Genomic DNA, 13,584 nt, shown 5'->3' with positions numbered 1-13,584 from the left:
AATCTTAAAAATACATTAAAAATCAATTTGTTAAATGTATATTCTATAAGTTTAATTTAAATTCGAACAAAAAACGATCAAATTTATATTGTATATTATATTCCTTGGCTATATTGTTACTTTTTTGTTACGCATCACCCAAGGAAAGTGTTGCATATTCAGATGTTATGCATGCGGTCGCTTCTTTTATATCTAGATCATTAACAAGATCTGCTCAGCAGACAGTTAACTCCTGTGCCAAGTAGGTATCGGGAGCAATCAACAATAATGGAGACCCCATGAAACTTAACACCCTGGTCGTCGCACTTGGTTTAGCAACAAGCTTCAGTGCCATGAGTAACACACAAGTGAGTCATGACGAGACTAATCTAGACTCGAACCTGCTCTCAGCCCCCTTAACTTCATCCACTTTAGTATCTAGTCAAGTCTCAGCCCTAACCCGAACTCGTTCTCCCTGGGCCAATACAGAATCTGTCTCGCCCCTCGCATCGCCGGGTCCCATTGGACTCAGTGGCCCTATGGCCGCTACGGGTTGCAGCGCATTTATCGGACTCAGCGGCAATGCACTCGTGACTGAGCTTGCTAACTCAGATCCTCAATGTGTCAGCCCGCTCTACAACCTGAAGGGCCCGGATGCCACAGTGCTATTCAGTGAGTCTAATATGCGCACTATCGCCTCAGCCGTGCGTGACCGTGCAGCAGGCTATACCGGAGTTGATATCACAGGTATCGAGTCTTTGATCTATTTCCAACGCGCCGCACTCTACGTGCAGTTCTATAGCCCTAACGATGTACCGGCCTACTCGAGCGCAGTCAAATCTGACGTCAAGACTCAGATCACAGCCCTGTTTAACAATGGTAATATCTGGACCGTATCTACGGAGAATTCAGGCGTATTGAAGGAAACTCTGATCCTTATCGACTCTATTGGACTCGGCGCCGACTTCAATCACATCACTAAAGAAGTACTTAGCCGCTTTGATGCGAACTGGGAAGTTAACTTCGGCATGAATGCCGCCGCTAACTCGGTTTTCACAACCTTGTTCCGCGCCCAGTGGGATGACCCCATGAAGGCATTATTTGCCACAGACCAAAGCATTCTCGATGCTCTGAATAACTTCCAATTAGCCAATCGGCATCTGGTGGGTACCGATGCCGAATATGTGCTGACCAATGCCGTGCGTGAGCTGTCTCGTCTGTATCACATCCCAGAGATGAAAAGCCGAGTCACCACTTTAGTCAAGGCGGTACTCGACAGCAGCAGTAAGAACGATACCTCGAAAGTGATCTGGATGGCCGCCGCCGAGATGGCCGATTATTATGATCGCAGTAACTGTAACTATTACGATATCTGTGGCTTCAAGGCGCAGCTGGAGGCCGAAACACTGACCTTCAACTGGGAGTGCTCTTCAACATTAAAGATGCGTGCTCAGAGTATGTATCGAGATCAGGCAAATTGGGCATGTGGTGTGCTAGGTAATCAGGAGAGTTACTTCCATACCAAGTTGGCCACTAACCGTACTCCTGTCGCAAATGACAATAACAGCGCCTTGGAGCTGGTCGTATTTGACAGCTCGAGCGACTACCAGTCCTATGCCGGTACCTTCTTCGGCATCGCCACCAACAATGGCGGCATGTATCTGGAAGGCTCACCAGCGGGGCTTAAAAATCAGGCGCGTTTTATCGCCTATGAGGCCGAGTGGCGCAGACCCGATTTCCATATCTGGAACCTGCAACACGAATACGTACATTACTTAGATGGCCGCTATAATCTGCAGGGTGATTTCGGCCGTGGGATCTCAGTCGACACCATCTGGTGGATCGAAGGCTTAGCCGAATACATCTCTTACCGTGATGCCAACACCACGGCCATCACCTTAGGTGAAACCGGGGAGTTCCCACTTTCAACCATATTCAAGAATAACTACAACTCCGGCCAGGACCGTATCTATCGCTGGGGCTACCTAGCGGTGCGCTTCATGTTTGAGAATCATAAAGCCGATGTGGATCAGATTTTAGCCTACCTGAGAAACGATCAATACACTGAATATCAAACCTTTATAGACGGTATCGGCACTCGCTATGACAACGAGTGGGCAGGTTGGCTAACCAGTGGTTTAAGTATCGTCGATAACGGTATAGTCGATCACGGGCCATCCGATGCGGCCGCGTTAGCGAGTGGCACTGATGGCAACTGGGCGGGCCCGGTTTCGACCATAAGTAAGGACTATTCGCCATGTACCGTAACCAGTGAAACCTATCGCTACACGCCCGATGCATCTCTGGTTATAGATCAGCCCATGGAGTGTATCGACTCACAGAATGGCAGAGCTAGCTTTGCCTTCGCCAACGTCGACCGAACCAATCAAACCCTGTGGATCAAAACCGGCGGCGGTTGGGGCGATGCCGATATCTATTACAGCACCACAGGTTGGGCGAGCGGTGAAATCAATGATGGTTTCGGCATAGGCAACGGCAACCATGAGGTGATTCAGGTCACCCTGAATCCGAACGAGTATTGGCACTACCTGACACTCTCCGGAGAATTTGGTGGAGCGAATCTTCTTGTCAGCACCTCTGAGGTGTTTGCCGATCCCGATCCGGCTCAAGGTGGTGGAACCAATCCCAACCCTGACCCAACTCTGGACTGTGGCGCCCCGACCATGAGTTACGGCCAACTGACATTCGGTAAAGATGAATGCATCAGTGGCGGTAGAAGCAGCTTCTATGTTTTTGTCGAGGAAGATAATACTCAACTGACCATCACTACATCTGGTGGAACCGGCGATGCAAGCCTGTATTACAACGCGGATACCTGGGCCGATGCTAACAATGCTCATGTCCGTTCGACTACTGCGGGTAATGAGGAGTCGATTCAAGTAACGGCGAACAGAGGCTGGCGCTACATAGAGGTCGATACCAATACCGAGTATAGCGGCACGACCATTAAGGTTAGCTTAGGTGACGGCACCACTGTGCCTGTAACACCACCAGCGAACGCTAATATCAGTGATGCCTGTCAGACACTCAACCCAGTGAGTGATGGACGACTCACATCCGCAGAGGCGCTCTGTACCGCCGATGGTGTGAACTACTACAGCATGTGGATCGATGCAGGTAGCATTGAACTTACAGTAAGAACAGGTCATGGAACAGGTGATGTCAGTATATATGGTGGCACTAGCTGGCCTAGCGCTCAGTCTAACTCGGCATCATCGACTAACGCGGGCAGCACCAATGAGTCATTCACTGTGACTAATCCGATTGAAGGTTGGTACTACATCACTCTACAGAGTGATGTAGCGAGTTCGGGTGTGGCCATTCAGGCAGATCTGAAGTAATTAATGCAGGAACCTAGATCCCAGACGCTAGATCCTAGGAGCTAGGTTCCTTAATCATCAGGAGTTGTGATGAAAAAATATATTTTGACCTTAACCATCCTATTTTCTAATACTGCTTTCGCTGCCGATAATAATGAGATCAGTCAGTCTCATCGAGCGGCTGCTCAGGCTGTGTTAGATGCCACCTTAGCCCAAGACGTGATCCCCCAAGCCATGTATCAACTCAAAGCTAGTTACGCTCATCTGGTGAAAGATCTGCCCTTAAAGAGGGAGCATAGAGAGATAGAGACCAGATACAGGGAGCAAGCATTCGAACTGGCTAACAAGCGACTCAACTGGGAACGGATCCAGCCTGAGTTTATTTCACTCTATACCAGTACTTACCAGGAGCAGGAGCTAAAGGATATCGCCGCCTTCTACCGCACCGAGACAGGTAAGAAATACCTAAAAAACATGCCTGCGACGTTAAGACAATCCAGCCAATTGGTACAAACTCAGATGAGGGATATCAGGGGAGAGTTCAAACAGGTCATCACTCAACTCGAGCTCGCTACTGACATTGAAAAATCCCATATTCCTAGCCAATCGACTAGCGGTCATCAACACTAACCAGTTTAATTTTTTCTCTAAAAAAACCATAAAAAAAGCGGCCCTAAGGCCGCAATCTAACAAGGAAGAGTTTCCTTATGGCACGTCTGAGTGCCTTGAATCTATTCGCTTAGAACTGAGCCGTAATTGGATCAGAACATAGGCTAGTAGAGGTTTCACAGATCTTATATTCAACCGATGCTGGTGCATTGGTGAATCGATCACGGTAACGACCATCATTATCTGTGGTTTTGATCATCACACCATCACGGTAGATACTCACAGACTCACCAGAAGCACCATCCCAAGTCAGGTCGACCAGAGCACTACCGCGGCGTGAAACTCTAGCACGAGCAACAGTAGCCGTGATGCTGTGTTCAAATACCTCTACATCCATCATAGCCGTGTCTTCGTTGCCTTCGGCATCGGTCACAGTCATAGACACAGAGTAAGTGCCTGCAGCAGCATATACATAGTTAGGACTCATATCGGCAGATATAGAGCCATCACCAAAGCTCCAGCTATAGCTGACGATATCGTCATTAGCGTCGGTACTCGTGTTAGTAAATGCCACATTCAGGCTATCGACACTGTAATCGAAGCTAGCGACAGGTGCAGCAGGAGCCGCATCACCCACACCAGAAACCACCATGCCCCAGCTATTTAATGTACCGGTATCAGCACCGACATTATCACTGACAAATAGTGTCCAGGTACCGGCAACCATCTCACCGTTGAAGTCACTCAGATCCCAACTCTTGATGATATCATTCGCACTTCCACCGGCGCGATTCGACAAGACAACTTCAGTGCCTGCTGGTGAAGTCAGAGTCACCAGTAGATCGCCACTCCAGGTATGAGTAATATTCACATCGGCATTGACGCCGAAGATCTGTACCACATCGCTGATCTCGATAGTGCTAGTAATACCAGTTGCATCGTTATCAGGAATATCTACAGATGAATCATTGCGATAAGTGAAGTCTTCAAGACCCTGTGGCAGTACAGTCAGAGATACTGACTTGTCCTTCTGGATCATGCCATCATCACCGGAAACGGTAATAGTATAATCGCCCCATGCTGCGTTATCTGCAGTCATCACATCGACGGTAAACATATCACCCGCCATCACAGTATCGTTAGACAGAGTAACGCCAGCTAATGCTGGTGAAACGGCTACCGTCAGCGCAACAGTATCATCCCAACCCGCTACGCTACCGACACTGAAGTCGTAACTGGTACCAGAACCGGCCTCAACAGTTTGAGATACTGGCGTTGCAGTGAAACGGTAACTTGGAGAAGGATCGGCCATATCCAACGCTGTCGCTACGTTGAGTCGAGTACCAGCAACTGTCTTACCTGTTAGATCGGCATTCACATCACCTGAGTCCATCAGCAGCTGTTTCATTTCAGCAACGCTCAGATCCGGATTGATTGACCAAACCAGAGCGGCAGCACCCGTCATATGAGGCGTTGCCATGGATGTACCCGAATAGCTCGAGTAACCGTTACCCGGAGTCGTCGATAGAATTGATGAGCCAGGTGCGCCCATATCGACACTGGTTAAGCCCCACTGTGAGAAGCCTGACATGTTGTCATTTCTATCGGTACTGGCAATCGCCATTACCGCGTCTGAATCATAACTTGCCGGATAACTGGCAGTCGCATCATTATCTGACGCACTGTTACCCGCAGCAGCGAAGAACAAGATGCCTGCATCGCCTGCAGAGTCGATTGAGTCTTTCAGCGCCTGGCTAAATCCGCCGCCGCCCCATGAGTTGTTGGTCGCCTTGATGTCTACACCATGATTAATCTTAAGATCAGTCAAGTAATCGATACAGGCAATCGCACCTTCGGTAGAACCCGATCCGCTCGCATCGAGGAATTGACAGCCGACGATAGTCACGTCCCAGTTAACACCCACAACACCGATACCATTATTACCCTTTGCACCGATAGTGCCCGATACATGAGTACCATGACCGTTACCGTCCATAGGGTCGCCATTATCATTGATAGCACTATAACCGTGAATATCATCGATCACGCCGTTACCGTCATCATCGATACCATTACCCGGGATCTCATTGGGGTTAGTCCAGATATTTCCCTGTAGATCTTCATGGTTATAATCGACACCCGTATCGATAACACCTACCACGACACTGGTATCACCTGTGGTGATATCCCATGCTTCGACCGCATCGATATCAGCATCGGCCGTTCCACCATCCTGACCTGTGTTGTGCATGCCCCAAAGAGAGACAAAGTCAGGGTCGTCCGGTGTTCCTATGGCCTTTATCACATAGTTTGGCTCAGCATACTTAACCGCTGGGTGCTTACTAATGACCTTAATAGCCTCGTCAATATTGGCACCTGAACGTAGAGATAATTTAGCTAAACGTCCATCGAGTAAGCGAGAGAATTTATCATCGATACCGTCGGCATTGAGATCACGAATGGATCCCCTTACTAGTCGCTGAGCCGAAAGTCGCTCGCTCTTAGTCGTGTTATCTTTATAAACAACGAGAATCGAATCTTTCACATATTCATGGTTAGAAATTGATTTTGCTTGTACTGGCGCAGATACAGCCATAACCCCTGCAATGGCAATCGCCAGAGGTGACAGTTTGTTTAACATAAACTGATTTCCTATTAATCCTTTAAAATTCCCCAATCCGGTACTTCATCCCTTTACCGCGTCATTCCTTGACCTAATACCAAGAGGTATAAGTAAGCCTCGAAAGTCACAGCGTGATAACCGGCACTTATTAACCCGTGAATTTTTGCCACACAAAAGCAAAATTTAAAAGGGTGTTAACATTTTTTACAACTTTACTACTAGTTGTATGGGGTTATACATTTAAAGAATATTTAATACCTTTTAGGATAATCTCGATATATTTCACTTAATTACAGCAATTTATTAGTTTATAAATTTAAATCGAATAAATAGACCTTCTTCCGATTGCGGCATTTTTCATCGATACGTACCTTGGATATCAAATTTGGCTTAACTAAAAACTTAGCCAGATCAGAGAAATCCATCGCGAGTCACAGGCAATTTTTGCAAGCATTACGCATTTAATGTCATGACAAGCAACTCGTAAAGGGGTGTTAAGTGCAAGCTTTAACTAAGGCTCTATCCATCATCATTCTACTATCAAGTAGCTTCTGTGCTCATAGCCAAGAGCCTCAAGAGCGCCAAGATAGTGAAGATTATGAAATACCTATCACTCTGCAAACTCTACTTGAAACTAACGGGCGAGGTAATTTCATTAACTTGGTTCAAACGGGTGTACTTAATCACGCTTATTTACTGCAGTCAGGTCATGACAACAGTATAGAGCTAGATCAAGTCGGTCTGGATAACCAAGCCAATATCACTCAATACGGTGATAACAATGAAGTCGAACTACTCCAGGTTGGTGTGCGTAATCAGGCTGATATTACTCAGATAGGTAATGACAACTTGGTTCAACTAGATCAACTGGGAAGCGCTAATTTTTCAATTGAACAGATTGCAGACGGGGCAGCAATCACAATAACTCAATATTAACAGGGAGCGTCAAATGAGAACGCAAACAAAATCGATCATAGCTTTAGCAATCGCCGCAGGACTCGGAATGAGCTCATCCGCTTTAGCGGACTCGGATAACAGTGCCACACTAACTCAGACTATTGTCACTGCTGGCGATGTGGTTGGCCAAGAAGCCTATGTCACTCAAACCGGTGACCGCCATACCGCAGTACTAAACCAAGAAGGCGACGAGCAGACAGCCACAATCGTTCAGGATGGATATTGGGCGGAAACTTATATCGATTCAAAGGGACTAGGTAACAATGTTGAAGTCGATCAAGCAGCCGATTGGCATGTTGCAGATATAAATATTGAAGGCGATGACAACGAAGCCTTAGTCGAGCAGGCTGATTTCTGGAACCAAGCCAATGTCGTTGTTTCAGGTAATGATAACTTTGTCGATGTCACGCAAGACGGCAGCCAGAACGAGGCTGTGGTAGAACTGTTAGGTGATACTAACTCAGCTATCGTTGTTCAGGAAGGTAGCGGAAACTTCAGTGTATTCCGTGTTGAAGGCAACGACAACGATGGTGATATCACTCAATACGGTGATAACAACATAGGTGGCATGGTATCGCTGGACATCACGCCAAACGTAGGTAACAACAACGACGTCGAAGTCTATCAGGAAGGTAACGGTAACTTAGGTGCCATCAAAGGTGTTGCTGGTGATAACAACAACTTCTTAGTGACTCAGGAAGGCGATAACAACACAGGTTTTGTCTACTCTCTGACAGGCTCAGACAATGAGATCGAGGTTAACCAGGAAGGCGACAGCAACACGGCTTACCTTGCCCTTACTACAGGTGATGATAACGATGTTGAGATCACTCAACGTGGCGATAATAACACTATTGGTGACACGCTAATTGCCGACATCCAAGGCGATGATAACAATATCGACCTTGAGCAGGAAGGCAATAACAACGGCGCCGAATTCCAGGTATGGGGCAATGAGAATGATATCGACCTTGATCAAGAAGGCGACACTAACTTTGCTACCTTCGGTGCATATGGCGATGACAACGATATCGACATGAGCTCAGACGGTGACAACAACGAAATTACTGCTTTTGCCGATGGCGAAGATAATGACATCGAAGTCCATCAAGATGGCAGCACAAACTTCGGCTATGCCGATGTTATCGGTAGTGATAACGAGGTCGATATTGACCAAAATGGTGACGAAAACGAAGCATTGGTCACAGTAGTTGGTTTTGATAACACAGATGTTGAAGCGACTCAAAATGGCGACCTTAACCTTATTGACCTGATCATCATGGGCGATGAAAACAGCGTCATGGTCACTCAAACTGGTGACGGTAACTGGTTTGGTGGTGAAGATGAGTCTGCGTTTGTCGTCGAAGGTATGGGCAACAGCCTGATGGTCGCCCAAAACGGCAACGATAACTTAGTGACAGGTTCTCAAACGGGCATGGGTAACAGTATTTCTGTGACTCAGACCGGTGACTTCAACTCGGCAGTTGTCATTCAGAACTAAGGCTAGTTAAACGTTAACTAGATTAGAAAGGGAGCCTAGGCTCCCTTTTTCTGTAGCAAGTACGGCACGCTGCAATGCCGCTGCTAGAACGTGACTTCGTCACTGCAAGGACGGCCTGCGGCCTTCGAAAATGCAGCAAAGCAGCAAAGCAGCTGCGAGAAAAAGCTTTTGATCTTCTCTCACTGCCAACTTGTTGGCGTCCTCGAAGTGAACTTGCGAACGCTCTCATAGCGCAGCGGCCAATAAAAAGGGGCGCTATTGGCGCCCCTAGGTATGAAAATCAGTGTAACTTTTGATTAACTAACTCTTTACTGATGAATCATGTTGATTCCAATATCCTAGCTTGATCCCTTTCTCTATGATCTCAGCCACCGCGAGCTCTATTGCCTGAAGCACGCAGAACTGCACCGGCTCATTAGTCGTGAAACCTATTTCGGCTTCTGCCAGACGGTTTAAGCTGGTAAAACGGATCAAACCTGCACGCATCTCCTGAGAGAAGACTCGCTTAGTGGTCGATACCGACATCATCACCTTACCAGTGTGTACATCGACGGCTCTGAGATAAATGGTCACCTGATCTTCCCGATACATCTCAGAAGCGCCAATACCATAATATTCAACCCCTGCACCACCGGTACTGATGTTGGTCTCATAGCTGATGATCCCCCCCTCAAGCAGCAAACGCGCATTGGTCAGTAGCGGCACTTTAGCGTCTTTCGACTTCACGGGTTGTTTCTTGCTTATCTTCCGCTCAGTAAGCAGGTTTTGCAGCCCTTCACGCTCCACCGGCGTGAACCACTTAGATTCGAGCAGAGTCTGGATCAACATAGAAGTCGCCCCTTGCGTCACCGCCGTCGAAAACGAACTCACATTCTGTTGCGGCTTATATTGTCCAGTCTGATCCCTGAAGGAATAGACGGCGACCGGTATAGGGTATTTAGGCCCTGGTTTTTCCTGCAGTGCGCGCATGGTTTGACTCACAGGATTAATCTCGGCCTCGGTGACATTGAGCTCAGGCTTAGGAATTAAGCTACAAGCTGAGAGTAATAGCAGGCCACAATAAGAAATTAACTTTTTCATTACTATCCCCCGTTTAACGACATGACAATTTCAGTCACTTCGCCGGTCAAGAGGTTAGTCAAAGTCAAGATTACATTCTCTCCAACGGTAGAAATGACAATGGTAAAATCCCCGGTATCATAGATACCCTCGGTGATCTCACCATTTGCCACACCACGGGTCACTGTGTTGAGAATATTGCGTTCCAGTGACTCCTTAAAACGAGTCACAAAATCTTTCTCTGTGCTTTCTGCCGTATGATCATTCTGTATATTGGCTTTATTGAGCAGATATGAGCCATTGAGAGGCGACCCCCCAAAACTCGGATTGATTGGGGTATAAACCAATTCGGTTGCTTGAGCCTGGTTTCCCGCCAGACTTACAGCCGATAGCGCGGCCCCCATAAATAACATCCTGTAATTCATTATTCTTATTCCTAATCATCTTGATTACTAGCTCGCTAGTAACCGTCTGAGGTATCGGCAAACTCACCTGTTATCGCATTAGCTCTGACTGTAGCTATATAATCTATGGTGAGTAGAATGGCCTGCTCCGCTCTCTCCTTAATGGGGTTAGCTCGGCGTCCAAAATGGGTCCTATAGATAGCCGTTCCATTGACCTCTAAGGTGAGCCGTGTTCCGGCTTGTGGAAAGACCGTTTCGTATAGAGTGACATTAAATCCCTGGGTAAAAGGGAGATCTCTCCAATAACCTGAATAATAGAAACCAAAATCTTTTCCAAAGCGCGTCAAGGTTCTATCGATCACTAGACCGCTAATCTCTATGTCATCCTCTTTAGCCATCACAGGCCAAACAAGACTCAGTAATAGAGCAGTTAAAATCAGTTTTTTTACCATACACTCAGCCATCCCCCTAGGCTTAATAGACTTTTACATATGCCTAATCCAGCGCCAACGGGTGATTTCCTTATATTGTTATTGTGAGAGATATGAACTCGTCCACAGTAACAGTAAACCGCAAGCTTACGACCAGTAAAATGGCTAAAATTGCGGCTCAAAATAAAAACTAGAAGAAGGGAGTAATACTTTTGGGTAGTAAGAGGCTGTTAGAAAGTAAGCGCAAAGATGTAGCTAACTCTCACAGTCCGATCGCTATGTCTCGAATAAAAGTCATAAAAAAACCCCGCCGTAGCGAGGTTTCTGAGTCATACATAAGGAGTATATTTTAATATCCTCCTTAGCAAGCCCTAGAACGGGATATCATCATCCCAACCATCATCGAGATCAGGTGTAAAGTTCTGTTGCGGCGCAGCCTGTTGTGGCTGAGGCGCTGGACGTTGCTGTGGAGCCGCTTTAGGAGCCGCCTGCTGTGGTGCTTGTTGAGCTCCTTGCTGGGGCTTGGGCGCATAAGCTGGAGCCTGCTGTTGTGGTGCAGCCTGTTGCTGCTGATAACCACTCTGCTGTGATGCTTGTTGCTGTGGTGCCTGCTGCTGACCACCTTGATAGCTGGCTTGCTGCTGTGGAGCCTGTTGACGCTGTTGAGGCGCCTGCTGGTAACCACCAGACTGTTGCTGACTCTGCTGTTGACCATAGCCACCTTGCTGTCCGCCACCTTGACCACGGCTATCGAGCATCTGCATCTCGTTAGCATTGATCTCAGTCTTATAACGGTCTTGACCGGTCGCTTGATCTTGCCACTTACTGGTCTGCAATTTACCTTCGATATAAACTTTTGAACCTTTCTTCAGGTACTCGCCAGCAACTTCAGCTAAGCGACGGTACATGACGATATTGTGCCATTCGGTGCGCTCTTGTTGTTGACCCTGTTGGTCTTTCCAAGACTCACTCGTCGCCACTGTAAAGTTGGCTACGGCATTGCCATTTGGCATGTAACGCACTTCAGGGTCTTTCCCTAAGTTACCGACCAAAATTACCTTATTGACACCACGACTGGCCATTGAAATCTCCTGAAATATTCTTACTAATTACTATAAATTTTTCGCCCGCTTCGAAACAAAATATCCGAACAGGCGAGTTAGCTGACAGAGCCTAACACAGCTCGCGCCTCTCTTAAATCGAAATGCTCATCAACTTTCAAATATGCGACTCTCTCCTCTAAGACAACTATCGCCTCAGCAACTCCGGCTAATTGAGACAACTCACTTGCCATCGCCTTGGCCTGTTCTTTACCTTCTACTGTAGCTTCAAGGGTATAGCTCTTAAGCAGCACAGGATTCTCCATGCCCAAGGTCAATAACAACCAGACAGTCATCAAGCACAAAGCGGCCGCGAATACCCCGACGGCACCCAATAATTGATATGCACCGCCACCCAGTAAGCCACCGCAGAAGGCACCGAGAAATTGACTGGTAGAGTAAACCCCCATGGCAGAGCCCTTGTCTCCCACCGGACAAAACTTGGCTATTAAACTTGGCAGCGAGGCTTCCAGATAGTTAAAACCGGTAAAAAATAGCACTACTGCAATACTCAAAACCATCAGGTTATGGGCAAACAGCGCCATCAAACCTAAGGCCAGCATCATGACCAACAGGGACACCTGAAAAGTGGCTTTAGTATTTTTCTTCTTTACCCCTATGATGATCAACGGCACCATAAGGAAGAAGGCACCAATAAATGCAGGGAAATAGAGCATCCAGTGCTTTTCTTTCACTAAGCCCGCATCCACCAGATCCAGTGGCAAGGCCACAAATACTGCCGTCAATACCAGATGCAGAATAAATATTCCGGCATCGAGTCTGAATAGTTGTGGGTCGGTGATCATGGCTCTTAACTTGGTAGGCGTAGCCACTGTGTCACCTTTCGGTGCATGTGTGATGGGAGTAGGTACCAGAAACTGAACGATCAACATGCCTAGTACAGCCAGACACGCCGTCAAGGCGAACAGGCCCGATAAACCAATATACTGAGCAACGATAGGCCCGACCAATAACGACAGCGCAAAGGAAAAACCTATGCACATGCCGATTATTGCCATCACCTTAGTGCGCTGCTCATCCCGGGTTAAATCGGCGGCCAAGGCTAATACGGCGGCAGCGATCGCCCCCATTCCCTGTATTGCCCGGCCAGCGACGACACCATAAATCGTATCGGCATTGGCGGCGACCAAACTACCGATAGCAAACAATACCAGACCGATGAGGATGATAGGTTTACGGCCAAACTTATCCGATAGCATCCCCATGGGGATCTGCAGGGCGGCTTGAGTCAGACCATATGCACCTATGGCTATCCCCACCCAAAGTGGTGAAAAGCCCTCGAGATGTTGTCCGTATAGCGCAAAGACAGGCATGATCATAAACAAGCCCATCATGCGTAAACCAAATACACCGGCTAATGAAAACGCGACTTTGGTCTCAGTCTTTGAGAGTCCGTTATTGGCCATGTTCCGCCCTGATCTGAAGTCATAAATAAGTCGCGCATGTTATCACGAAGCACTTAATTAGCTCAAAAAGAATCTCCCAAGATGTGATTAAACAATGTTTAGACAGAGCAATTGCCTAAGAGAGAATATAAATGTACTCGAAGTACACTTCCT

10 protein-coding genes are annotated in these 13,584 nt (G+C 47.3%); 4 read left to right on the top strand and 6 right to left on the bottom strand.

Annotation, left to right across the window (positions count from 1 at the left end; genetic code table 11):
* The first annotated feature begins 278 nt into the window (after positions 1-278).
* A complete protein-coding gene (locus FS373_RS27230) occupies positions 279-3,341 on the top strand; it encodes a M9 family metallopeptidase (protein ID WP_144048096.1) in 3,063 nt (1,020 codons plus the stop codon).
* Positions 3,342-3,410: 69 nt separating this feature from the next.
* Entirely contained in the window at positions 3,411-3,950 is a 540-nt protein-coding gene (locus tag FS373_RS27225; RefSeq protein ID WP_144048097.1) for a DUF2059 domain-containing protein, read from the top strand.
* A gap of 109 nt (positions 3,951-4,059) precedes the next feature.
* Here FS373_RS27225 and FS373_RS27220 read toward each other — a convergent pair whose 3' ends face one another.
* Positions 4,060-6,570: a S8 family serine peptidase gene (locus FS373_RS27220; RefSeq protein WP_152831018.1), complete on the bottom strand. Its 2,511-nt coding sequence runs from the start codon at positions 6,568-6,570 to the stop codon at positions 4,060-4,062.
* A gap of 480 nt (positions 6,571-7,050) precedes the next feature.
* Here FS373_RS27220 and FS373_RS27215 point away from each other — a divergent pair, with 480 nt between their 5' ends.
* Together FS373_RS27215 and FS373_RS27210 are read left to right on the top strand one after the other, a co-directional pair.
* Entirely contained in the window at positions 7,051-7,488 is a 438-nt protein-coding gene (locus FS373_RS27215) for a curlin (protein WP_144048099.1), read from the top strand.
* Between the two features lie 13 nt (positions 7,489-7,501).
* Positions 7,502-9,010, top strand: coding sequence for a curlin (locus tag FS373_RS27210; protein ID WP_144048100.1), 1,509 nt, complete (start codon positions 7,502-7,504; stop codon positions 9,008-9,010).
* Between the two features lie 300 nt (positions 9,011-9,310).
* Here the strand turns inward: FS373_RS27210 and FS373_RS27205 are convergent, their stop codons facing one another.
* The 5 genes from FS373_RS27205 to FS373_RS27185 all read right to left on the bottom strand — a co-directional run bounded on the left by FS373_RS27205 (position 9,311) and on the right by FS373_RS27185 (position 13,431).
* On the bottom strand, positions 9,311-10,090 hold the full coding sequence (locus tag FS373_RS27205; RefSeq protein ID WP_152831017.1) for a CsgG/HfaB family protein: 780 nt from the start codon (positions 10,088-10,090) through the stop codon (positions 9,311-9,313).
* A gap of 2 nt (positions 10,091-10,092) precedes the next feature.
* Positions 10,093-10,494 carry a curli assembly protein CsgF gene (locus tag FS373_RS27200; protein WP_407695616.1) on the bottom strand — a complete coding sequence of 134 codons (402 nt, stop codon included), beginning with the start codon at positions 10,492-10,494 and terminating at the stop codon, positions 10,093-10,095.
* Between the two features lie 35 nt (positions 10,495-10,529).
* Complete coding sequence (locus FS373_RS27195) at positions 10,530-10,871, bottom strand: curli production assembly/transport protein CsgE (RefSeq protein ID WP_227993329.1); 342 nt, start codon at positions 10,869-10,871, stop codon at positions 10,530-10,532.
* A gap of 404 nt (positions 10,872-11,275) precedes the next feature.
* A complete protein-coding gene (locus FS373_RS27190; RefSeq protein WP_152831016.1) occupies positions 11,276-11,986 on the bottom strand; it encodes a single-stranded DNA-binding protein in 711 nt (236 codons plus the stop codon).
* A 77-nt stretch (positions 11,987-12,063) separates the two neighbouring features.
* Complete coding sequence (locus FS373_RS27185; protein WP_152831015.1) at positions 12,064-13,431, bottom strand: MFS transporter; 1,368 nt, start codon at positions 13,429-13,431, stop codon at positions 12,064-12,066.
* Between the last annotated feature and the right edge of the window lie 153 nt (positions 13,432-13,584).

This window comes from Shewanella sp. YLB-07, from assembly GCF_009377275.1.
The sequence above is the reverse complement of the archived record's forward strand: the minus strand, read 5'-3'. Positions and strand labels throughout refer to the sequence as shown.

What these genes read in the sequence shown, in the direction of transcription:
- FS373_RS27190 (WP_152831016.1), bottom strand. Translation starts at nt 11,986, where the DNA reads ATGGCCAGTCGTGGTGTCAATAAGGTAATTTTGGTCGGTAACTTAGGG.
- FS373_RS27205 (WP_152831017.1), bottom strand. Translation starts at nt 10,090, where the DNA reads ATGAAAAAGTTAATTTCTTATTGTGGCCTGCTATTACTCTCAGCTTGT.
- FS373_RS27210 (WP_144048100.1), top strand. Translation starts at nt 7,502, where the DNA reads ATGAGAACGCAAACAAAATCGATCATAGCTTTAGCAATCGCCGCAGGA.
- FS373_RS27195 (WP_227993329.1), bottom strand. Translation starts at nt 10,871, where the DNA reads ATGGCTAAAGAGGATGACATAGAGATTAGCGGTCTAGTGATCGATAGA.
- FS373_RS27200 (WP_407695616.1), bottom strand. Translation starts at nt 10,494, where the DNA reads ATGAATTACAGGATGTTATTTATGGGGGCCGCGCTATCGGCTGTAAGT.
- FS373_RS27185 (WP_152831015.1), bottom strand. Translation starts at nt 13,431, where the DNA reads ATGGCCAATAACGGACTCTCAAAGACTGAGACCAAAGTCGCGTTTTCA.
- FS373_RS27225 (WP_144048097.1), top strand. Translation starts at nt 3,411, where the DNA reads ATGAAAAAATATATTTTGACCTTAACCATCCTATTTTCTAATACTGCT.
- FS373_RS27230 (WP_144048096.1), top strand. Translation starts at nt 279, where the DNA reads ATGAAACTTAACACCCTGGTCGTCGCACTTGGTTTAGCAACAAGCTTC.
- FS373_RS27220 (WP_152831018.1), bottom strand. Translation starts at nt 6,570, where the DNA reads ATGTTAAACAAACTGTCACCTCTGGCGATTGCCATTGCAGGGGTTATG.